Raw genomic sequence first — 23,860 nt, 5'->3', positions numbered from 1 at the left:
AGCTTTAGGTCACATTATTTTGCATGGCTTGACCTGCCCGCCCATCACCGCAGATAGCAGGCGCTCCTACAGGCGGAAACCCCGCCTCCAGAGCACGCGAGCCACCCACTCTACACTGCAAACACTGCATCAGCGCAGTCCACACCCCGCAAGGAGCCCATCATGAGCCCCCACCCCATCCCCTCCCTCTCCGGATTCAACCCGATCATGAGCCGCCGCGTACTGTTCGGCGGCGCAACCGCCGTCGCTGCTGCCGGCGTACTGAGCGCTTGTGGCTCCTCGTCCTCCAAGACCGAGCACAAGGCAAGCGAAACCCCGTTCTATGAAATCAACGAGCAAGATGCCTCGAAGCTCAAGCAGGGCGGTACCCTGAACCTGAGCACTTACTCCCTCGGTCCGGACTTCAACCGTTTCTCCCAGAACGGCTCCAGCACCTCCGTCTCCGAAACCATGGGCGTTATCGCCGGTGCCGGCATCTGGCGCAGCACCTTCAAGGGTGAAGACGAGCTCGACCCCAACTACTGCCTCGGCTTCGAAGCTAAGGAAGTAGACGGCAAGATCACCGCAGAGGTTCGCCTGAACCCCAAGGCAGTCTTCAACGACGGCACCCCCATCGACATCGATGCACTCAAGGCAACCTGGCAGATCCAGCGTGACCCCGACGGCGAATACAAGATTGCCGCAGCAGGTATCTACGAGTACATCGAAAGCGTTGAAGCTATCGATGGCGACCGCTACCACGCACGCGTTGTTTTCAAGACTGCACACAACCCCGTCAAGGGTCTGCTCTTCGGCGGAATCCTGCACCCGGCGATGCTCGACGTAAACCTCTTCAATGAAGGCTTCGTGGACAACCCCCACCCCGAGCTCGGTTGCGGCCCCTTCACCCTGGCACCCAACGGCTGGAACTCCTCCGAGAAGACCTTCACTGCTGTGCCCAACGACAAGTGGTGGGGTGAGAAGCCCAAGCTGGACCGCATCGTCGTGCGTGAAATGGCAGACGCTGCAGCTCGCGCCGCCTACAAGAACGGCGAGCTGGACGTCGTGGAATCACGTACCCTCAGCGCCTACAACGAGATGAAGGACGTTGCGAACTCTGAAATCCGCCGCGGTCGCCGCCTCTTCGCCGGCGGCATGAACCTGAACGCAGAGCACATCACTGATGTTGCTGTGCGTAAGGCAATCTTCCTGGGTATCGACCGTGGTGCTCTGGCAAAGATTCGCTTCCAGGGTCTGCCCTATGAAGAAGAAGTTCCCGGCTCGATGCTTCTGTTGGGTTCCTCCCAGTACTACCGCGACAACTACCCGGCACGTAACCCGGAGGAAGCACGCAAGGTCCTGGAGAAGGCAGGCTACACCAAGTCCGGCGACTTCTACGCGAAGGACGGCAAGACCATCACCTTGAAGCTGACCACCTTCGGTGATGACGCCACCACCAAGGGCCAGGCACAGACCTTCATCCAGAGCATGAAGGAAATCGGCATTAACTTCGAGCTCGATTCGCGTGCACAGTCTGAATTCTCGAAGGTTGTTGGTAACCGCGAGTACGACGTAAGCATTTCGGGCTTCGGCGTGACCTCCGAGCCGACCAGTGCAGCCGAGTACTTCTACCACTCCAAGAACTGGAACGGCGTCGGCACCCCCGAAATCGACGCTATGGTCGACGAGACGGTCACCATCCTCGATGACGCTAAGCGCGCCGAGAAGTGCAACGAAATTGAGAAGAAGCACATGAGCGAGGTTTGCCTCTTCATCCCCTTCCTCAATGGCCCGGACTTCAAGGCATGCCGCCCGAAGCTCGCTAACTACGGTGCGTTCCTCTTCAAGACCACCGACTGGTCTACCGTCGGCTGGATGGCATAAGCCGCAGTTTTAAGCTCCCTGCCCCCTATACGTTTTCGCAGTGTCGTATAGGGGTGGGGAGCTTTTTCTTGTGGAGGGTTCAGCGCGCTTTAGTTGCCCCGACGCTGTGCTTGTAACTTGTAACGACTCTCAAAGTACCGGGTGTGACGCGCTCGCGCGCCAATGCGACATAATATTTCATTTTTTAGTTTTCGCACGCGGCTTCCGCGTGATGATGCGGGTTCGGGCGCTGAACCCGTGATTTTTAGACGGTGTATAGTTCTTCCACGGATTGGACTGTGGTCTGCGTCGCTTCTTTTGGGGGTATACTGTGTTTCAACCACAAACAATGTGGGGGCTCTCACAAAGGTGATGGGCGGGAGCTTCGGCGCTCCCGCAAAATCGGCGCACAACACGGTGCGCTTATCGAATAGCACCTGAGCCCTCCGGCATGAGGAGAATACATGACTCATCTACGTATTAATCGCCGTACCCTGCTGACCGGCACCGTTGCCCTGGGTACCGTCGGCCTGCTCGCTGCATGCGGCGGCGGCTCTGACAAGAAGATCAGCGGTAAGGCTGCTTCGAGCACCGAGGAAATCGTCAAGAACCTCGAAATCAACAAGCAGGACCGCTCCTCCCTCAAGCAGGGTGGCGAGTTCCGCGGTAGCGTCTCTGCAGTCGGCCCGAACTTCAACATTCTGACTCAGAGCGGCTACACCACCGAGAACCTCACCGCATTCGGTGGCGCCTGCAACATCCCCTCCGCTATCGGCTTCACCTCCCTAAGCCCTGCCGGCGACTACAGCCTCAACGACGACTACGTCAGCGACTACAAGGCTGAGACTGTTGACGGCGTGCAGACCATCACCTTCAAGCTCAACTCTAAGGCTGTCTTCAACGACGGCACCCCCGTTGACATTGAGGCAATCCGCGCCGCGTGGACCGTCTACCGCAACCCCGATGACGGCTACAACGTTATCGCCGCTCCCTTCTGGCAGCAGGTAGCATCCATCGACCCCGTGGATGGCGACAAGACCCGCGTCAAGATTGTTATGTCCAAGCCCCTGTACCCCGCTGAGACCCTCGGCCTGCTCGGTCTGCACCCCGCACTGACCGACAAGGAGCTCTTCAACAACGGCTTCGTGAACAAGCCCATGGATCAGTACTGGTCCGGCCCCTTCAAGATTGGCGAGTGGAACTCTTCGGCTAAGACCCTCACCCTTGTGCCCAACGACAAGTGGTGGGGCGAGAAGCCGCTGCTGGATCGCATCATCTGGCGCGAAATGGGCGACGAAGCAGAGCGCGCAGCGTTCAAGAACGGCGAGCTGGACAGCATCGGCTTCGCTGGCCTGGCAACCTACAACGCTGTCAAGGGTCAGCCCGGTGTTCAGATTCGCTCCGGCCAGAGCGTTGGCGTGATCAACCTGCAGTTCAACCCGACCCGCGTGACCGACACCGCCCTGCGCCGTGCAGTCTTCGCCGCGGTTGACCGCTCCCAGCTGGCTAAGGTCAAGTTCGGCCAGATCAACTGGGAAGAGCCCCTGACCGGCTCCCTGATTGCTATGCCCTTCCAGAAGGGCTACCAGGACGCTATGCCCTCTAACCCCGGTGCCGAGGCTGCGGCAAAGATCCTGGAAGCAGCAGGCTACTCCAAGAATGGCGACTACTACGCCAAGGATGGCAAGACTGCAGGCTTCTCCATCACCTACTTCGGTTCGGATGCAACCTCCCTGGCTCAGTTCCAGAACCTCGAGCAGCAGCTCAAGGCGGCAGGTATTAAGCTCGAGCAGGACAACCAGCCGCAGTCCCAGTTCAACTCCGTGATGGGTGCTAAGCAGTACGACTGCGCCTTCTCCGGTTGGGGTATTGGCGCTGACCCCGCAGATAGCGTCCAGTACTTCTACACCAGCGAAATCAACGAGGGTGTGGGTGATCCTGAACTGGATAAGTTCATCGCGTCCATTTACGAGAAGGAATCCCACGATGAGCAGTTGAAGATGGCTGCTGAGGCTGAGAAGCAGCATATGGAGAAGGTCGCTATTTACTTCCCCTACGCTAACGGCCCCAGCTACGCAGCTGTGAAGGAGAAGCTGGCTAACTACGGTCCTTCCCTCTTCGCAACCAGCTACACCGACCCCAAGCGCTGGACCAATGTGGGTTGGCAGAACTAAAGCCACAGGTTAATTTTCTGGATTCCTATTCGGTGGTTTCTGAATTTTTGGAGGCGCCGGCATAAGACTCCGGAAGGGTAAAGTCCCGCGGTATTCCGCCTTAGAGGCGGGGTGCCGCGGGGCTTTTCTGTGTTTTTGATGGGTGGTTTTGTGGTGGGGTGGTTTCGGGAATTGGCTGAAATATTTTCCTTGAAACGGTGAACTGGGTCATAGTGCGTGGGAAATGTGTGTATACTATTGCCAATGCAAAATGTGCGTGCTGTCACAAAGGTGTGCGGGTTGTGTTCCCCCGCGTACAGCAAAGCAGCATCCCACCTAACTGAGGAAAACTAATGACCACTTTCACCCTCAACCGTCGTACCCTGCTCACCGGCACCGTTGCCCTGGGTACCGTCGGCCTGCTCGCAGCATGCGGCGGCAACTCCTCCAAGACCGAGAGCAACGCTCTCTCCGCTGGCGACGACCTGTCCAAGGCAGTCTCCTACAACGAGAAGGACCGCTCCGCCCTTAAGAACGGCGGCGAGCTGCGACTGAGCGCAGACGGCATTGGCCCGAACTTCAACATCCTCAACACCAACGGCTACACCGCAGGTAACCTGAACATTCAGGCGGCCATTAACTCCTCATTCACCGGTGGCTACTACGCTGATTTCCGCGGTGAAGGCCACATGAACGAGGACTACGTCACCGAATACAAGGCGCAAACCGTTGACGGCGTGCAGACCGTGACCTTCAAGATCAACCCCAAGGCAGCCTTCAACGACGGTACCCCCATCGACGTGAACGCCGTCAAGAGCTACCAGACCATCTACACCGCCGCGGCATCCGGTTCGGACTACCAGATCACCCCCTCGCCCATCTGGGAACAGGTCGCAAGCGTCGAGGCTGTGGACGGCGATACCCGCCACGTGAAGGTCACCATGTCCAAGCCCTGGTACCCCATCGAAGGCAGCTTCACCTCCTTCCTGCACCCGGCATTCGTCGACGTCGCATTCTTCAACGACGGCATGAACGGTAAGCCCCTGGATAAGTACTGGGCAGGCCCCTTCAAGGTCAGCGAGTGGGATTCCTCTGGCAAGGTCCTCACCGTTGTCCGCAACGAGAAGTGGTGGGGCACCAAGCCTCTGCTCGAGCGCATCACCTGGCGTGAAATGAGCTCCCAGGCAGAGCAGGCAGCATTCAAGAACGGCGAGATTGACTACGCTGACGCAAGCACCCTTAGCTCCTACAACGAGCTCTCCACCGTCGCTAACGTCGACATCCGCAAGGGTAGCGCACTGGCCGTGGGCAACTACGAAATCAACCCCGAAAAGATGCCCCTGCCCGTACGCCGTGCCTTCGTTGCAGCCCTGAACCGTGACCAGCTGCTCAAGCTGCGCTACGAGAAGCTCGGCTGGAAGGAAAACCTGCCCGGCTCCATGTGCATGCTGCCCATGCAGGAAGGCTACCAGGACAACTACCCGACCAAGCTCGGCAAGGACGTCGCCACCAAGATCCTCGAAGATGCAGGCTACACCAAGAACGGCGACTACTACGAGAAGGACGGCACTAAGGCTTCCTACTCGGTGACCACCTTCGGTACCGACCCGGTCGTCAGCTCCACCGCACAGTTCCTCACCCAGCAGATGAAGGAAATCGGCATCGAGCTGAGCATCGACAACCACGGTGCATCCGAAATGGCAAGCATCATCTCCGCGAAGAACTTCACCATCAAGAGCGGCGGCTACGGCATCACCACCTCCCCGGTGGATGCAGCGAACTACTTCTACATCTCCGAGACCAACAACGGTCACGGTAAGGATCTGGACTCGCTGGCAGCAACCATGATGTCCACCGAGGACCCGAAGGAACAGCTCAAGATCATGAACGAGCTGGAGAAGCGCCACCTGGACGAGGTCGCAATCTACGTCCCGACCAATAACGGCCCGAACTTCAAGGCATGCCGTAAGGGCCTGGCGAACTACGGCCCCATGCTCTTCGGTCTGCCCTACTACAACCCGAACGTATGGATCAACGTCGGTTGGGAGAAGTAAAAATCTAAGCGTTGAGCACCGCTCACACACTCCATAAGGGGTAAAAGCGCTACAGCGGCGTGTTACAAAAGGATTAAAACCTTCTGTAGCACGCCGCTTTCCCGTTCCTAAGAGAGCCACACGGATATACTTAAAACAAATGTGGGCATTCTGCCCGCAACCCCGGCAGAGACTGTCCTCCCGCCGGGTTGGAGCGTTGGTTATGCACCGTTCGCACGCCGCCTCCACAACACTGCGAATACTCTAGGAGAAATTCCATGAAGAGCATGTCTGTCTCTCGCCGTACCCTCCTGACCGGCACCGTTGCCCTCGGCACCGTTGGTCTACTGGCTGCCTGCGGCAGCTCATCGAAGGAAAAGGTTGGCGGTAGCGCTGCTAACAACGCTGAAGATATTCTGAAGAACCTTCAGGTCAACAAGCAGGACCGTTCCTCCCTCAAGCAGGGCGGTACCCTGACTCTCGCGGCTACCGCCCTGGGCCCGAACTTCAACCTGCAGACCCAGAGCGGCTACACCTCCAGCAACCTGGACGCACTGGCACCCTGCAACATTCCCGCCGTGATGGGCTTCTACACCATGAGCCCCGACGGTGAAGGCACCCTCAACCCCGAGTTCTGCACCGAGCACAAGACCGAGACCGTCGATGGCGTGCAGACCGCGACCTTCAAGATCAACCCCAAGGCTGCCTTCAACGACGGCACCCCCATGGACGTGAACGCTGTTCGCGCCGTGTGGAAGGTCTACCGCGCAACCACCGACAACCCCTACCACATCACCGACAACACCATGTGGCAGCAGGTTGAGAGCATCGAGGCTGTGGACGGCGACAACTTCCACGTCAAGGTCACCATGAAGGCTCCGTATTACCCCTCCGAGGGTCTGTGCGCCTTCGCAATCCACCCCGCACTGGAAGACGTCAACCTCTTCAACGAAGGCTTCGTTGACAAGCCCCTCGACCAGTACTGGGCTGGCCCCTTCAAGGTTGGCGAGTGGAACTCCTCCCAGAAGGTTCTCACCCTGGTCAAGAACGACAAGTGGTGGGGCGAGAAGCCGGTGCTGGACCGCATCATCTGGCGTCAGATGGACTCCGAAGCAATCCGTGCAAGCTTCAAGAACGGCGAACTGGACGCCTTTACCTTCGTGGGCGCAACCAGCTACAACGCTGTGAAGGGCCAGGCAGGCACCGAGATTCGCCAGAGCCAGAACACCAACGTCAACATCATTCAGCTGAACCCCAAGCGCATCGAGGACCTGGCACTGCGCCGCGCAATCCTCGCTTCTGTGGACCGCGAGCAGATTGCTAAGGCATACTTCTCGCAGCTCGGCTGGACCGAGCCGCTGCCCGGCTCCATCATCGCAATGCCGTTCCAGAAGGGCTACCAGAACAACTACGCTGGTGACACCGGTGCACAGGCTGCAGGCAAGATTCTGGAGGCCGCAGGCTACTCCAAGTCCGGCGACTACTACGCTAAGAACGGCAAGGTTGCTGGCTTCGCTCTGACCTCTTTCGGTTCCGAGGCGGTCTACCAGGCGGTCTACCAGATTCTGGAGCAGCAGCTGAAGTCCGCAGGTATCCGCCTGAGCGCTGACAACCAGCCGCAGTCGAACTCCAACTCCGTGCTCGGCCAGAAGAGCTACGAAGCAATCTTCACCGGTTGGGGCGTTCTGCCCGACCTGGCTTCCTCGGCACCCTACTTCTTCACCACCGAGGTGTTCGGAGTCGGTGACCCCGAAGTTGATAAGCTCATCGAGAAGCTGCAGAACACCGAGAAGGAAGACGAGCGCATCAAGATCGCTAACGAGGCGGAGAAGCTCTACTACGAGAAGGTCGCAGTGTACCTGCCCTACGCAAACGGCCCGATGTACGCCGCTGTCAAGGCTAAGGTCGCGAACTACGGTCCGTCCCTGTTCAAGCAGAGCTACACCAGCGCTGACTACTGGGTCAACGTTGGCTGGCAGGAGTAGTACCGCTTACGGTAACGCTCTAGCCGTCCTGTAGGACTCGAAATCCCGGGTACTCTCACGAGAGAGTGCCCGGGATTTTTCTGTCCCGCTTGTTCTGTGTCTTTTAGCTGGATACATTAGCGGGATATGTAATTACAAAAAACGAGGGGGAGTGGAACGCCGCCCTAACCGGTTGCTACCACTCGCCCAGGTACAGGGCACGCTCCTGCAGGTATCTCAACATCTTCGGGTTCTGCCGCAGATAGAAGATGCGGTAAATGCCGCCTCCAGCAACGATGAAAGCCAGCGGGAAACCCAAAATCACGAGCACACGGCTCATATTGGCGGACAGGTCAAAAGGATCACCGCTGGTTGCCACCAGCACAATCCAGAGAGAATAGCCCACGCAGGCGAGCAGAGTGCCCCACATGCCGCGCACGAGCCAACTCACCAGCGTCACCGCAATGACCCACGCCAGCGCCAACGTGAACTGGTGCCGCTCCGCCTGAGCCCAAGGGAGCGCCCCCACGTAAATAATTGCGGGGATGCCCAGGTACCCGGGGATATTCAGCGAGGCAAGAATATTCACGCAGAAATAGCCCAAGAAAATAGCGCTCAACGACGAGGACAGGAACAGGTGCAGGGGAATCATGCCGTCGCCGCTATAGACGGCGGTCGGGCCCGCGTACACGGTTTCAAACATGAGGGTCAGCGGAGTCATCATGTACTCGATCCAGACGACCAGCGCAAAAGCCCCGAAAATGCCCAGAGCCTGCATCAGCGCAATCAACCGTGAACGCGCATCGTGAGGAATGGTGAAGCTCTGGCCCTTCGCCTTGACGCCGCAGAGATGAACGACAGCCACCATTGCCGCGATGCACAGTACCCAGCGCACGAGGACCCCCGGCAGCTCAGGAAGACCTCCATAAGCCCCCGTAGTGGGGTCGCCCCAGGCTCCGGGGAGCAGAGTAATGGCGTGGGTACCCTCGGGGAGGTGGGTGGAGGAAGCAAGCCGGTGCGGCTCGTAGATAACCCACCACAGAAGGCAGGCTGGAATCAGCGCGGAGAGCTTACGCAACAGAACCGGGAACGGCGCGGACTCATAGATGAGCGCCTCAAGATTGAGCCGACGCATCAGCCGCCGAACAGGAGAAAGAGCGCGTAGCTTTTTTTGCTGCTCTTCCCACACTCCGGTATCCCATGTCCTAGTATCAGAAGACATCATCGTATTCCCTATCACTTGAGAACTTCCTTGTTGAGCGTATTCTTACATTAGCAGAAATACCCCAGGGTAGTGCCTAAACCCCAGCAAACCCTGCCCAGCAAACCCGGCTCAAAGAATCAGCACATCAGGAAACAGGGCATAAGGGAAAGGGAACATAAGGAAAGGGACCCCACCACAATGGTGGGGCCCCTTAGAGCCTAGAAAGCGAACTACTTAGTGGTCACCTTCAGGACAGTGCTCAGGTTCTGGTGAGCAACGCCCGGCAGACCCTTGACCTCAGCGAACTTGCGGGTGTTGGTCACGATAACCGGGGTAATCAGCGGGTAACCCGCCTCCTTGATAACCTCAGGATCGAACTCAATCAGAGCGTCGCCAGCAGCAACAACATCGCCCTTAGCAACCTTCACGCTGAAGCCCTTACCGTCCAGGTTCACGGTATCCAGACCAACGTGAATCAGCAGCTCAATACCGTTCTCCAGCTTCAGACCCACAGCGTGGCCCGAGGGGTAGGTTGCAGCAACCTTACCGGCTGCGGGAGCAACAACAGTGGTACCGGTCGGCTCAATAGCCACACCCTCGCCCAGCTTGCCAGCAGCGAAAATCGGGTCCGGAACATCAGATAGAGCAACAGCAGTACCCTCAATGGGAGCGTGCAGCTCAATGACCTCACCGGCGGAAGCAGCGGGTGCAGCAGCGGCGGTCGCAGTAGCGGCAGCAGCCGGAGCAGCCTTAGCAGCAACAGCCTCAGCCTTGGGAGCGGCCTCAGCATCCTCAGCCTTACGCTCCGCAGCGTGCCTTACAGCGTCAGCCTTCGACTCGTAACCGAACAGCAGAACACCGGTCATAGCGCCGAAGAACGCAATAGCCAGACCAATCACGTACAGGTACGAGGGCTGCATAGCCGGAATCGACAGCAGCGAAGTGAACGCGAACGCGTAGGACTTAACGCCCAGGAAGGAAATGGTAGCACCACCAATAACAGCGGGAACCAGAATAATCGGAATCACGCGCTTGTAACGGAGCACAACACCGTACAGGGACGGCTCAGAAATACCACCGAGCAGACCGGACATCGACGCACCAACAGCGGTCTGGCGCAGCTCGCGGTCGTGCTTAGCCTTAATAGCCACACCTGTCACAACACCGAACACAGCGAAGTTGTATGCACCCATCGGGGACTGAATGAAGTCAGTACCCATGGTCTGCAGGTTGTTAATCATGACAGCGTTCAGCGGCCAGTGCAGACCCAGCGGAACCATGAACAGGTACAGGCCAGCAATCAGAGCACCAACCAGAGCCGGAGCCTGGTCGTTAACCATCTTCAGGAAGTCAGAGATACCCATAGCAACACCGATACCGATGGGGCCAACCAGGAACGCGGTCACCGGAACCAGAACGATGACCGAAATCATCGGTACAAACACCATCTGCAGCATCGAAGGAATAACCTTCTTCAGGAAGCGCTCAAACGGAGCCAGCAGAGCAACAGCCAGCAGCGGGGGGAAGACCTGACCGGTGTAGCTGAATGCGTACAGCGGCAGATCCAGACCAAAGAACGGAACGTTCAGAATCTTAGTGGTCTTGTCAGCCAGAGCAGTCAGATCGGTGAAGGTACCGGTCATCAGTGCAGCGGGGATAGCCGCACCAACCCACATGTTCGCGCCCAGACGCTTAGCAGCGGTAGCACCCAGCATGATGGGCATGAAGTTCAGAACCGACAGCGAAGCAGCCTTCAGGATGTACCAGAAAGCGAACTGCTGCATCCACTGGGTGTTCAGAGCCTTAGCAGCCTCCGGGTCAGCCACACGAGCACCGTTAATGATGTCGATGTTCACGCTTTGACCGGTCAAGTCAGTGTACTGGCCGAAGAAGCCCAGCTGCTGCAGGAACACAATCAGGGTCAGAATCATCGAGGTACCCAGAAGTGCCCACAGCAGAGGACGGAAGGAGTCAGACAGAACGTCGAAGACGTTGGTAAGCCAGCCGGACTTCTTGCCCTCAGCCTCAACCTTGGTGTCACCCTCAGCGTGGCCGGACATAGAAGGCAGAGCGTTGATTTCGTTGTACACAGCCTCAACGCGATCGCCCAGAACAACCTGAGTCTGGCCGGACTGCTCAATCACAGAGAGAACGCCGGGCAGGCCCTCAATCTTCTTGTTCTGCACTGCATCGTTAGACACAGGAGTGACACGAAGGCGGGTTGCACAGTGAGTAATGTGCGCGATGTTCTCGGGGCCACCCAGGCCGTCAAGAATCTTCTCGCCAAGTTCGCGGTTATTCACGATACTTCCTTAGATATGCGGTCAATGTCTATGCGGTTGTTGCCGGAGGCTGTGCCTACCTGACGCTGCGGTAGCCGAAAAGCCCCGGAAAACACGTCCAGAAAACACAAAAGACCCGAGTCTCTCGACCACCGGAAGCACTACACTCGTGCCCACTATGGAGCTTCGGTACAGCAAATAGAGGGGATTCTCGGCAGATATATGCTGCCGTCCCATACGGTGTTGAGTAACTCAGGTCTTGCCTGCCAAACCAGTAACAACCCTGAAGAAGGTTTCTCTTCTCAAATAGTTCCCTGTAACTCTAAGGGTTTTCCCAGGTTAAGAGCAAGGTGAGAGGCAAAAGCTATCAGAAGCTGTTAAATGTTTCATCCAAGTGATAGCTGAGAATAGCTGAGACACGCTCTCGGCGCTGCCTGCGGGGAGCCTCCCGGCTGGACTCCAGCAGGGCTCAGGCAAAGCCTAGGCAGGGTCCCAGAGCCCTCCGGTACGCCCAGATACGCCCCGGACTGGGCGCTCATGAAGACGGCGCTCATGAAGACGTGGAAGGGCCCCGCATCCACAGGATACGGGGCCCACACGCTACCGAAGCAGCTACCTTCCGACTAACTACTTAGCCGGGAAGAAATTCAGCGGAGCAACCTCCAGCTCAGGGTAATTACGCTTCTGCCAACGGCGATTACGATGCGCATTCACCTCAATCAGCGCGGCACCCAGAGCACCGGCGCCCAGCGAGGTCCACAGCAGATGCGGAAGCACAGTAACGAACTGGTGGTACTCCACCAGAATCGGCACGAACAACGCCGCGAAGAACACCGCAAGCAACGCACCAAACAGCAGAACACGAGCACGGTTGAACGGGCGAGCCACCGCAGCCAAGTTCCACAGACCCATCATCACCAGGGTGATGAACGAAGCCGTCTGAATCTGACGGATATCATCAACACCCATGCCGCGAGCCGTGAACGTCACCGCCAACAGCATCGCAACCACAATAATCGAGTTCGGAACCGTGTAATTCAGCACGCGGCGCAAGAAGCCCGGCACATAACGGCGCGAATTCGGCAACAGAGTCAACGCGAAGGACGACGCACCCACAATCAAGAAGTCCGCAGTCGAGTACTGACGCGGCAAGAACGGGAAGGTCAAACCGAAGAGGCTGAACAGAACGCCCAGAAGAATCGCGAAACCAGTCTTCGTCAAGAACAGGTTCGCCACCATCTCAATGTTCGTAATGACCTGACGGCCCTGCTCCAGCGCAGCCGGCAGAGACGAGAACTTACCGTCCAGAAGAACCAGACGAGAAACAGCCTTCGTCGCCGGAGCAGCGTTACCCATCGCAATACCCAAGCTTGCATGCTTGAGCGCCAGAGCGTCGTTAATGCCGTCACCGGTCATCGCCACCACATGGCCGCGCTCCTTCAGGGCAATCACCATGTTCTTCTTCTGCTCGGGCGACACACGACCGAAAATATTGTGAGTAGCCGCAGCCTCAGCAAGCTCCGGACCGTCCTCAGGCAGAGTCGACGCATCAACCGCGCCCGCAGAAGTATCCATGCCCGCAGTCTTCGCAGCCGCAGCCACAGTGAACGGGTTATCACCCGAGAAGACCTTCAGAGTCACACCCTGACGGTGGAAATACTCCACAATTTCAGGCGCATCCGCTCGCACATTCTCACGGAAAATCACGAACAGAACCGGGGCAGCATCCGACGGAATCTTCTGGATCGGCTCATCCTTCTCATTGCGAACCACCGCAGAAGCATGCGCCAAAACCATCGTGCGCAGACCCAACGCCGCCAACTCGGCGGCACGCTCACGCTCAGCGGTGCCCTTGGCGAGAAGCGCCTCCGGAGCACCCAGAAGCCAGGCGCCCGAATCCTTAAACTCAATCGCGCTAAAACGCAGAGCCGAAGAGAACGGCACAATACCGCTCACCGACGCCGAGGAAGCATCCGGGAAACCGCCGGTCAGAGCCGCCGCAGTCGGGTTCGCGTTCTCGTCATGACCGAACCACGCCAGCGCCTCATTCCAGCCAGCGGGCAGAGAAGCACGCCAGGAAGTGTGCTCGGCAGAGTCAGCGTCGGGACCCCCAGCCTCAGCAACGGTGTCCAGCGGGCGCACCGAATCAAAAATCACGCCGCCCTCGGTGAGAGTACCGGTCTTATCGAAGCAGACCACGTCCACACGAGCCAGAACCTCAACCGCAGGCTGCTCCTGCACCAGGATATTGTGCTTACGGCCCAGCGCCACAGCTGCCGCCGCAAACGCCAGAGTAGTCATCAGCGCCAGACCCTGCGGAATCATCGAAGCAACCGAGGACACCACAGCAATAGAAACCTGCTCCCACAGGCGGTTTTGCTGCACGGTCTCTAGGCCACCAGCCGCCTGAATCTGACCCCACGACACCACAGGAATAATGACCGCAAGGCCCACCGTAATCCAGCGGACCACACGGTTCAACGCATCACGCAGCTCAGACTGAATACGCGAGAACTGACGCGCCTCATCAGAAATCTTGCTTGCACGAGAATTCGCACCCACGTGAGAGAGCAGGACGCGGCCGGTACCACCCAATACACTTGATGCCGACAGCACCATATCGCCGGGGCGCTTAGCAATCGGGTCGTTCTCACCGGTCAGCAGGGACTCGTCCAGCTCCAAAGAATCGGAGGTGAGCACAACAGCATCCGCGGGAACCTGATCGCCGCGCTTGAGGATGACAACGTCACCCTCAACCAGCTGCTCCATCGGAACCTCAACGCTCTTGCCGTCACGCACGGCAGTAGCGGGGGAGCGGTCCAGCAGGGAGATGCGGTCCAGCTCAAGCTTCGCCTTGTACTCCTGCACAAAACCAATCACCACGTTAGCGATAACAGCCGCCAGGAAGAGCAGATCAGCCCAACGCTGGTACATGATCACTACGGCACCACAGGCACCCAACACAAAGTTGAAGACCGTGAACAGGTGCGCACGCATAATGCTCCACAGCGTGCGAGAAGACTTATTGTTCTGGGTATTGACCCTACCTTCAGCAGTCAGGCGAGCAACATCATCGCTGCTCAAACCGTGCTGGGCAATATCGAAAGATCCGCTATGCGGTGTTTCAGAATATTCGGGAATGTAGCCGGCAACGGCAGGCGCTGCCGTTTTCTGCTGAGGATCCATGCGGGGGTCTCTTTCTCGAATGGATGGAATGCTGAACTGAATAGAGTTCAGTATTGCGGACACTACCTTTCAGTGTATCCGTGCAGAAGGGGATAAAGATAATCTCCGCCCTGTAATGAGCTGATAGTTACAGTCATTCCAGAACGGAGATTTAATATATACGAATACTGGCATATTTTGATGTGGAAAGTGTTTGCGGAATGGGTCGCTAACGCCCCATAAAATCAGCGCGTCAGCAAACTCAACGCTCCGGCAGAATCAGCGTTCCGGCAGAATCAACAAACGATTCGTCACCGGATGCCTCAACACCTCAATCGGATGCTGATACACCTCAGACAACAACTCCGCCGAACACACCTGCTCAGGGGCACCCGAAGCAACCACCTCACCACCACGCAACAACACCATACGGTCAGAATACGCAGCCGCCACATCCAAGTCATGAAGCACCGTCAACACCGCAGCACCCTCAGCAGCCAACTCACGGCTCACCCGCAACGTCTGCTCCTGATGCGTAATATCCAACGCCGCAGTCGGCTCATCCAAAAGAATTAGCGGAGTCTGCTGAGCAAACACACGCGCCAAATGCGCACGGCCACTCTCACCACCGGACAGAGTCGTAATATCGCGATCCGACAAATGAGTCACCGACGTACGCTCCATCATCGAAGCAACCACGGCGTCATCCTCTTCAGCGCGCTCCGTGCCCTTCCACGGGGTACGGCCCATCTGAACCACCTCATGCACCGTGTACGAAAACGCCACATTCAACTTCTGCAACAGCATCGCACGCTGACGAGCCATCTGACGGGCAGGAATCGAACCCAGAGGGGTGCCATCCAACAGAATCTCACCGCCACTGGGCGCAATATCACCAGCAATCACACCCAACAGAGTCGACTTACCGGCACCATTAGGACCAATCAGCGACACAACCTCGCCCGCAGCAACCGACAGAGACACGTCATTCAAAATCTGACGCCCACCAGCGTTAAAACACACACCGGACAGGCTCAACAACTCACTCACGAAGCACCTCCGCCCTGACCCAGGGAACGACGCAACAACACGAAGAACGTCGGGCCGCCCACCAAAGCCGTAAAAATACCAATCGGCAAATCAGCAAAAGGCACCAGCGTACGCGCACCCAAATCAGACAGCGCAATCAACAGCGCGCCACCCAACGCCGAAGCCGGCAACAACACACGATTCGACGGACCCAAAATCATGCGCAACAGGTGAGGAATAATCAGACCAATAAACGCAATAATGCCCGCATACGCCACCGCAGCACCCGTCAACAAAGCCGTCGCCGCAATAGACACCGCACGTAGGCGCTCCACGTTCACGCCCGAATGCTGCGCCGCACGCTCACCCAACGCCAGAACATCCAGCGAAGAAGCCATCACAAAACACGCTACCAAGCCGATCAGAATAACCGGCCATACGCTCGCCACAGCCTTCCACGTGGAACCGTTCAGCGAACCCATCTGCCAGAACACAATCTGATCGCGGCTCGTCGTATCAGCAATAAACATGAGGAACGCAATAATCGCATTCGCCACCGCAGTCACCGCAATACCCGTCAAAATCATCGACAGGACCTTCGCACGACCCGAAGAACGCGACAGGAAATACACCAGCGCAGTAGCCGCCAACGCACCCACAAACGCGAATGCAGGAGTCGTGAAAATACCGAAGAACTGCAGGTTCAACACAATCGACAAACACGCGCCAACCGCCGCACCCGAGGAAACACCAATCACGCCCGGCTCAGCCAACGGGTTACCAAACACCGACTGCATCACCGCACCGGAAGTACCCAAAGCGGCACCCACCAGCACGCCCAACAGCACACGCGGGAAACGGATATTCCACAGAGTGCTATCCGCCAGCTGCATCGCCGGGTTCTCCGGCGCAAGACCCAGGCGGCGGCCCACAGAAGCAACCACCTGATCAGTCGGGATATTGTACTGACCCAAACCCGCAGACAGCACCATCACAACGCACAGTGCCACCGCCAAAAACGTAAACGTCAGACCGGCACGACGCCGACGTGAAGCACGATAATCCCGCGCACCCGCCGCACTCTTCACGGCAGCCACTACTGGCCTCCCGCAGGAGTGGAGTACGCAGCCTTAGCGAGCGAGAGCAACACCGCCGGAGTATTCGGGCCATAGGACAGAATCTGGCCGTCACCCATATCGATAATGCGCTTATTCTTACCGGCAGTCGTCTCACCCACACCCGGGCGAGCCAAGAAACCATCCAAACCGCCGGTGGACTTAATGCCGCCGCTCATGGTCAGAATGACGTCCGGGTTCAGCTTCACCAGCGCTTCACTGGTCGCCGGAATAATATTCGTCGCGTTCTGCTCAGACGCCACATCTTTGCCGCCAATAGCCTGAATCAAATCGTCAGCGCCCGAACCCTTGCCGAGCACGAAGAACACGCCAGCGGTACCGCGCACGTACAGGAACGCGAACGACACCTGCTGTGCACCCTTCGGGGCGACGTCCTTGAGTACCTGCAGGGCATAATCCAGGTCCTTCTGCACGCGAGCAGCAACCTGCTCGCCCGCCTCCGGAACACCCAGCGCCTGCGCAACAGCCTTGAGCTGCGGAATGATCTTATCCATACGACGCTCATGATCGAAGACCACCACGGTCACGCCCGCTGCGCGCAGCTGATCCACAATCTCAATCGGGCCGTTGCTCTTATCCCACAGCACCAGGTCCGGGGAGGTCGCCAGAATCGCCTCAGCGTTCAGGTCGTGACCGTTCTGGGTCACCAGCGGCAGATGAGCCAGCGACTGCTCCGTCGAGGAGGTGACACGACCGACCAGGCGACTGCCCAGACCCAGCGCAATCATCTGCTGAGCCAGAGTGCCGTACAGGTCCAGCGCCAGCACACGGTCAGCGGACTTAACGGTCACCTCGGTGCCGTTGAAATCCTTGAACGTCACGGGGAAAGCCGGGGTGGGGGTATCGACCATCGGCTGAATTTCGGGGGTATCTGCGGCGCTATTGGGGCCGCGCAGAGCCTTCTGATCAGGGGCAATAGAAGAACGCAGCTGATCGGCAAGGTTCTCCAAAACGGTGCGGGTGCTCTGCTCATCCACCACAGCCTGCGAAGTGCTTGAAGAAGCGGCCGGGTTCTGAGTACCCACACCGCAAGAGCTCAGCAGAAAAGCGGAAGTGATGGAGAACGCTGCATACTTCATTGCATCGCGGCGGTTCAGGGCAGAAGAAGAAAGGGAAGAAAACATCGTCGTCTCACAGAAAAAAGGGAGTTAGAAAAACTGGGGTAGGCGCCGGGGTAAAACCTGGCACCTGAAGCGGGGGTGCAGTGAAAATCTGCACCCCCGCACGGGCCGTGTCGGCTTACCGGTGAACCTCATGGTTGAGTCTCACGGGCGAGCCGACAGTGTGGGCATCCTCGTGAGGTACCGTTATGCCTTCTTGCGGCGGCGAGTGTACACGACGGTACCCGCGCCGGCTGCAACAGCGATGAAGCCTGCAACTAGGGTGCCCTCAACACCGGAGGCGCCGGTGGAAGCCAGAGGCTTGCCGGTGACCGGGTCGCAACCCTCACCCTCGTAGACGGTCTCGGACACGGTCTTGGTGGTGGTCTTCGCGCCGTTAATCGCCGCGGAGAAGCTCAGCGGAGCCATGTCCTTACCGGCATCGTAGAAGCCAGCGAACGCCTTCGCGCCCTCAGCGGTCAGGGTGGTTGCCGCACCGTTGACGCTCACAGCGTCAGAGGAGCTCTGCAGACCCGAAAGATCCACCTTCAGCAGTGCCACCTCACCGTAGTTAGTTGCCTTGCCGGAGGGGTCATTGCTGTTCATGGTTGCGTAGAGAGTGCCGGAATTGCCGTTAATCTCAAGGCGCGGGTTCGCAATGGTGGTGTCCAGAATGCCGTGGTGACCGGTGAAACGAACCGAACCGCTGAAGGAGATGGAACCCTTACCGCCCTTGAAAGTGCCGGTACCGTTAGACCAGTTGAACGCATCCGAAGAGTAGGAGGTGCCGTTCAGCTCCCAGCTACCGTTCGCGATGCCGCCGCGCACGTAGTTGCGGAAGGAATCACGCACGCCCCAGCCAAGGTTTGCGCTCTTAATGGTGCCGTCGGACGCGCCCTGCTCCTGCACCTCGCGGGTGCGGGTGACGGGTACGCAGACCGGCTGTGCCGGGTTGTTGCTGACAGAGCCGTTCGAGGAAGAACCGCCGTTAGAGACGCTGCCGGAGGTGCCTGCCGAACCGTTAGAACCGGAGCCGTTAGCGCCGGAGTTACCGGAGGAGTTCGAGGAGCTGTTATCGGAAGAGCCGTTCTCAGAACCCTTGTTATCGGAGGACTTGCTCTCAGAGACGCGGGGAACCTCAACGGTGTTCTCCGCGGTCTGCTCGCTGAGCTTTACAGAGAAGCTCAGCGGTGCCATGGCGTTGTCGGCACCGCGGTACTGGCCCGCGAAGAGCACCTCGGAACCTTCAGCGGTGAGCGCGACTGCTGCGTTCTGTGCGGAGAAGACGCCGTCCTTCACGCTCGCGCCGGAGAGGTCTACCTCGGCGATAGCCAGGCCGGTCTTAGAAACGGACTTGCCGTCGCGGGTCAGCGCGTCCACGTCAGCGACCAGGGTGCCCTTGCCGTTGACGACGACCAGGCGCATGTTCTTGATGGTGCTCTTGAGCTGGCCGTTGTGGCCGGTGAACTCTGCGGTGCCCGCGAAGTTGATCTGACCGGTCTTGGTCTCGGGGTTGTACACACCTGATGCCTGAGTGTACTTGAAGCCGCCAGCTGCGGTCTTCTCCATGCCCTCAACGTTCACGGAGCCGTGCGCGAAGCCGGTCAGGTACTTCAGGAAGGACTCGCGGATATCCCAGCTGAGGGTGCCGGACTCGACGACGTTGCCGGTGACCTTTTCTTCACGCTTGGGCTCGGTGGTTGCGGCGGGGGAGGAGGGCGCCGCGGAGGTGGGGGCTACGCTCGGCGCTGCAGAAGTGGGCTCGGCGGGCTTGGGTGCCTCGCTGGTCGGTGCGGAGGAAGGCTCGCTGCTGGGCGCAGCAGTCGGCTCTGCGGTCGGCGCAGCAGTCGGCTCGGCGCTGGGTTCAGTGCTGGGCTCAGGGCTCGGCGCGGGTGCTTCCTTGGTCACGATGGTTGCGGAGAAGCCGAGTGCATCCAGCTCCTGACCTGCCTTGTAGAAGCCCGCGAAGGCGCCGGTTGCCTCTTCGGAAAGCTTGACGCGGGTGCCGTTTTCCTCGTCAACGCTGGGCAGGGCGATGGTGTTACCCTCAACCTTCAGACCGGAGGCGTTGAAAGTACCGATGGTCATGTTCTTGGTTTCGACCAGGTCGTTCGGGGTGGTGTTGCCGTTGTAGGGGCGCGACTGAACGTTGGCGCGCACGGTGCCCACGCCGTCCTTAATGGTGACGGAGAGATCGGAGATGATGACTTCCAGCAGACCGTGGTGAGCGGTGTAGTGAATCGAGGAGCCGGTGAAGGTGACCGAGTATTCGCCGTTGGCTACGGTGCCTTCGGCAGAGGTGAAGTGGTAGGAGCCGTCTTCGTTGGTGGTGACGCCGGTCAGTTCCTGGGAGCCCTGGGAGAAGGGACCGTTGATGTAGGAGCGGAAGGACTTCTTCAGGCCCCAGTTGACGGTGACGTCCTGCAGGCTCTGCTCTGAGGCTGCGGTTACCTCACCGGCACTGACGTGGGAGTTGGTTTCAGCTGCGAAGGCCGCGGGTACGCCGGCGACGCCGCTGAGGCCGATGGTCGCTGAAGCCAAGAACGCCCAAGTGCGCTTGGTGAGAGAGGGGGTAGACATTCGGTGTCTCCTTGAATTTTGTGATTGTGGTGTTCGTATCAAGTCTAGCCCTATTAGCCTATGTTTGTGTAACTTAATGCCTAGGGTGACTTGTTCATAAGGTTTACCTTAGCAAATTTTTTATGAGAACTATTGCCAAAACTGGTTTTTGGTGACAATATGTCATTAACAGGTTTTGGTGACATGGTGTCACTAAAACATTTATTGTTCACCCACAAGCCACCTTAGGAACTCACCATGACTATTACCGCCCCCGAAACCACCCAGGAACGCTTCTCCGCACGCCTGAAGGAAAGCACCAAGCACGTCCACGACAACGCCGAACACTCCACCTTCATGGAAGACCTCATGGGCGGCTCCCTCAACACCGAGGCATACCTGCGCCTCATCAACCAGTACGTGCACATCTACGAAGCACTCGAAGCAGTCTCCGAACACTACCGCGCAGAACCCAGCCCCATCACCGAACCCTTCACCCACCCCGGCCTCGACCGCGCAGAATACATCCGTGCAGACATCCGCGCACTCGGCCAGGAAGGCGACATCGACGCGCCCCTGCCCGCAACCGCAGAATACGTAGAGCGTATCCGCGCCACCATCAACTCCCCCGAACGCTACCTCGCACACCACTACCTGCGCTACCTCGGAGACCTCTCCGGCGGCCAGGCAGTCGCAGCGCTCGTCAACCGCCACTACGGCATCCCCGCCGAAGCGCTGAGCATGTACCGCTTCACCGAACTGCCCAAGCCCAAGGTCTTCAAGGACGGCTACCGCGAACTGCTCGACAACGCACCCCTGACCGACGAACAGCGCGAAGCCCTCATCGAAGAATGCATCGAAGGCTTCCGCATCAACGCCTCCCTGTTCGCACAGCTGGGCCGCAAGGTCGCCGAGGTATAAACCCAGAACGCGCATAAACAGAACGCCTCAACGCACAACCTCTCACCGCTCAACGCACAAGCCAGCGGGCATAACAAAAGGGGCGGATGCTTTCACAAGCATCCGCCCCTTTCGGCGTTAGTCTCAAACTAGTCGAAGACTAGCCCTTCGCAACCTCACCGAAGTAAGAAGCGAGAGTACCCTCGTGAGCTGCACGCAGCTCATCCAGGTCAATGGAAACCTCATCCTGGAAGTCCAGAGCGTTCGACGCAGCATCCACCACACCAATACGTGCGAAGGGGAACTGGCGAGCGGTGCACATATCCTTGAAGCGCACCTCCTCAGAACGCGGAACCGAAACCACAACGCGGCCCAGGGACTCCGAGAACAGCAGGGTGAACAGGTCCACGCCGTCACGCTCAGCAACCTCACCCAGACCAATGCGGGCACCGGTGTTGAAACGCAGGCAAGCCTCCGACAGGGCCGCAGCCAGACCACCAGCAGACACGTCGTGTGCGGCATCAATCATGCCGTCACGAGACATGTTCATCAGCATGTCACCCAGCTGACGCTCCAGAGCCAGATCAACCTTCGGCGGCTGACCGCCCAGGTGGCCCTTGAAACGAGCCCACTCGGAGCCGTCCAGCTCATCGCGAGTGGTACCCAGCAGATAGATAGCCTGACCGTCATGCTCAGGAGCCCAACCCGAAGGGGTGCGGCGGGTGACGTCATCCATCACGCCCATCATCGCCACCACGGGGGTCGGGTTAATGGCCTTGCCACCGGTCTGGTTGTACAGGGACACGTTACCGCCGGTCACCGGAACACCCAGCTCCATGCAGCCATCAGCCAGGCCGCGAACAGCCTCAGCGAACTGCCACATGACGTCCGGATCCTCGGGAGAACCGAAGTTCAGGCAGTCAGACACAGCCACAGGGCGTGCACCAACGGTCGCAACGTTACGGTACGCCTCAGCCAAGGACGCGCGAGCACCCTCGTACGGATCCAGGTAGGTGAAACGCGGGGAGGCGTCGGTCGCCAGAGCAACACCGAGGTTGGTGTTCTCGTCCACGCGCACCACGCCGCCGTCGTCCGGCATGGACAGGGCGGTGTTGCCCTGAACGTAGCGGTCGTACTGGTTGGTGATCCAGGACTTGGAGCACATGTTCGGGGACGCCATGAACGCCTTGATTGCCTCGCCCAGCTCCTTACCGCGCGGGCGGGAATCGTCGGCAGCCGAACCGGTGAAGTGGTTAGCCTGAACGTCATCCTGCCACTCGGGGCGTGCGTAAGGACGCTCGTAGGTCGGGCCGTCGTGCGCGACGGTGCGGGGGTCAACATCCACGATGACCTCGCCGTCCCACTCGATGACCAGGCGGCCAGAGTTGGTGACCTCACCGAGGAAGGAGTACTCCACGCCCCACTTGTTCATGATCGCTTCGAAGCGCTCCACGTTCTCGGGGGAGACAACAGCCATCATGCGTTCCTGAGACTCAGACATCAGAATCTCGCCCGGGGTCAGGGTGGGGTCACGCAGCAGAACCTTGGTCAGGTCGACGTGCATGCCGCCCTCACCGTTAGAAGCCAGCTCGCTGGTTGCGCAGGAAATACCCGCAGCACCCAGGTCCTGAATACCCTCAACCACGGAGCCCTTGAACAGCTCCAGGCAGCACTCAATCAGAACCTTCTCAGCGAAGGGGTCGCCCACCTGAACGGCAGGACGCTTCGAGGGCTTGGTGTCATCGAAAGACTCGGACGCCAGCACCGACGCACCGCCGATGCCGTCGCCACCGGTGCGTGCACCGAACAGAACAACCTTGTTGCCCACGCCCGATGCGTTCGCCAGGCGGATGTCCTCGTGACGCATAATACCCACAGCCAGTGCGTTGACCAGCGGGTTTGCCTGGTAGCAGGAATCGAACTCAACCTCGCCGCCGATGTTCGGCAGACCCAGGGAGTTACCGTAGCCACCAATACCGGCAACCACGCCGCCAATAACGCGGGCGGTGTCCGGGTGATCAATCGCGCCGAAACGTAGCGGATCCATCACAGCAATCGGGCGTGCACCCATCGAAATAATGTCACGCACAATGCCGCCCACACCGGTCGCAGCACCCTGGTAGGGCTCCACGTACGAGGGGTGGTTGTGGGACTCAATCTTGAAGGTAACAGCCCAGCCGTCACCAATATCGGTCACACCGGCGTTCTCACCGATACCGACCATCAGGTCCTTCTTCATCTCCTCGGTGACCTTCGCACCGAACTGCTTCAGATGAACCTTAGAAGACTTGTAGGAGCAGTGCTCGGACCACATGACCGAGTACATTGCCAGCTCAGCCGCGGTAGGACGGCGACCAAGAATCTCCTTAATGTCCTCGAACTCGTTCTCCTTCAGACCCAGTTCAGCCCAGGGGAGTTCGGTGTCCGGGGTTGCCGCCGCGTGCTCGACGGTGTCGAGGTTAAACTGCTTTTCGCTCATAACTTCTTAGAATC

General features: G+C 58.7%; 13 protein-coding genes. 5 read left to right on the top strand and 8 right to left on the bottom strand.

The window, feature by feature from the left end:
• Window positions 1-162 precede the first annotated feature (162 nt).
• From HMPREF2836_RS01710 to HMPREF2836_RS01695, 4 genes are all read left to right on the top strand, one after another.
• Window positions 163-1,863 (top strand): ABC transporter family substrate-binding protein, encoded by a 1,701-nt coding sequence (locus tag HMPREF2836_RS01710; protein WP_070629222.1) that lies wholly within the window; start codon window positions 163-165, stop codon window positions 1,861-1,863.
• Window positions 1,864-2,306: 443 nt separating this feature from the next.
• Window positions 2,307-4,016 carry an ABC transporter family substrate-binding protein gene (locus tag HMPREF2836_RS01705; RefSeq protein WP_070629220.1) on the top strand — a complete coding sequence of 570 codons (1,710 nt, stop codon included), beginning with the start codon at window positions 2,307-2,309 and terminating at the stop codon, window positions 4,014-4,016.
• Between the two features lie 332 nt (window positions 4,017-4,348).
• The gene (locus HMPREF2836_RS01700) at window positions 4,349-6,049 is read left to right on the top strand and encodes an ABC transporter family substrate-binding protein (protein ID WP_070629218.1); all 1,701 of its coding nucleotides are present in this window, start codon (window positions 4,349-4,351) and stop codon (window positions 6,047-6,049) included.
• A 257-nt stretch (window positions 6,050-6,306) separates the two neighbouring features.
• Window positions 6,307-8,013: an ABC transporter family substrate-binding protein gene (locus HMPREF2836_RS01695; RefSeq protein ID WP_049338240.1), complete on the top strand. Its 1,707-nt coding sequence runs from the start codon at window positions 6,307-6,309 to the stop codon at window positions 8,011-8,013.
• Window positions 8,014-8,188: 175 nt separating this feature from the next.
• Here HMPREF2836_RS01695 and HMPREF2836_RS01690 read toward each other — a convergent pair whose 3' ends face one another.
• The 7 genes from HMPREF2836_RS01690 to HMPREF2836_RS01660 all read right to left on the bottom strand — a co-directional run bounded on the left by HMPREF2836_RS01690 (window position 8,189) and on the right by HMPREF2836_RS01660 (window position 20,488).
• Complete coding sequence (locus HMPREF2836_RS01690) at window positions 8,189-9,127, bottom strand: dihydrodipicolinate synthase (protein WP_246822798.1); 939 nt, start codon at window positions 9,125-9,127, stop codon at window positions 8,189-8,191.
• A 299-nt stretch (window positions 9,128-9,426) separates the two neighbouring features.
• Complete coding sequence (locus tag HMPREF2836_RS01685) at window positions 9,427-11,499, bottom strand: glucose PTS transporter subunit IIA (protein ID WP_070629216.1); 2,073 nt, start codon at window positions 11,497-11,499, stop codon at window positions 9,427-9,429.
• Between the two features lie 606 nt (window positions 11,500-12,105).
• Window positions 12,106-14,664, bottom strand: coding sequence for an HAD-IC family P-type ATPase (locus HMPREF2836_RS01680; RefSeq protein ID WP_070629214.1), 2,559 nt, complete (start codon window positions 14,662-14,664; stop codon window positions 12,106-12,108).
• A gap of 258 nt (window positions 14,665-14,922) precedes the next feature.
• Window positions 14,923-15,693 (bottom strand): heme ABC transporter ATP-binding protein, encoded by a 771-nt coding sequence (locus HMPREF2836_RS01675; protein WP_012904204.1) that lies wholly within the window; start codon window positions 15,691-15,693, stop codon window positions 14,923-14,925.
• Window positions 15,690-16,769 carry a FecCD family ABC transporter permease gene (locus HMPREF2836_RS01670; protein WP_005507200.1) on the bottom strand — a complete coding sequence of 360 codons (1,080 nt, stop codon included), beginning with the start codon at window positions 16,767-16,769 and terminating at the stop codon, window positions 15,690-15,692. The genes HMPREF2836_RS01675 and HMPREF2836_RS01670 overlap by 4 nt, the downstream gene beginning before the upstream one ends.
• Window positions 16,769-17,932, bottom strand: coding sequence for a heme/hemin ABC transporter substrate-binding protein (locus tag HMPREF2836_RS01665; protein WP_070615583.1), 1,164 nt, complete (start codon window positions 17,930-17,932; stop codon window positions 16,769-16,771). The genes HMPREF2836_RS01670 and HMPREF2836_RS01665 overlap by 1 nt, the downstream gene beginning before the upstream one ends.
• A 183-nt stretch (window positions 17,933-18,115) precedes the next feature.
• Window positions 18,116-20,488, bottom strand: a complete 2,373-nt coding sequence (locus tag HMPREF2836_RS01660) for an HtaA domain-containing protein (RefSeq protein ID WP_070629212.1) — start codon at window positions 20,486-20,488, stop codon at window positions 18,116-18,118.
• A 237-nt stretch (window positions 20,489-20,725) separates the two neighbouring features.
• On the opposite strand from HMPREF2836_RS01660, the gene HMPREF2836_RS01655 reads away from it, so the two are divergent.
• Window positions 20,726-21,388, top strand: coding sequence for a biliverdin-producing heme oxygenase (locus HMPREF2836_RS01655; protein WP_070629211.1), 663 nt, complete (start codon window positions 20,726-20,728; stop codon window positions 21,386-21,388).
• Window positions 21,389-21,527: 139 nt separating this feature from the next.
• On the opposite strand, the gene purL is transcribed toward HMPREF2836_RS01655, so the two are convergent.
• Window positions 21,528-23,846 carry a phosphoribosylformylglycinamidine synthase subunit PurL gene (gene purL / locus HMPREF2836_RS01650; RefSeq protein WP_070629210.1) on the bottom strand — a complete coding sequence of 773 codons (2,319 nt, stop codon included), beginning with the start codon at window positions 23,844-23,846 and terminating at the stop codon, window positions 21,528-21,530.
• Between the last annotated feature and the right edge of the window lie 14 nt (window positions 23,847-23,860).

The organism is Rothia sp. HMSC065C12, assembly GCF_001812085.1.
Lineage (GTDB): Bacteria > Actinomycetota > Actinomycetes > Actinomycetales > Micrococcaceae > Rothia > Rothia mucilaginosa.
The sequence above is the reverse complement of the archived record's forward strand: the minus strand, read 5'-3'. Positions and strand labels throughout refer to the sequence as shown.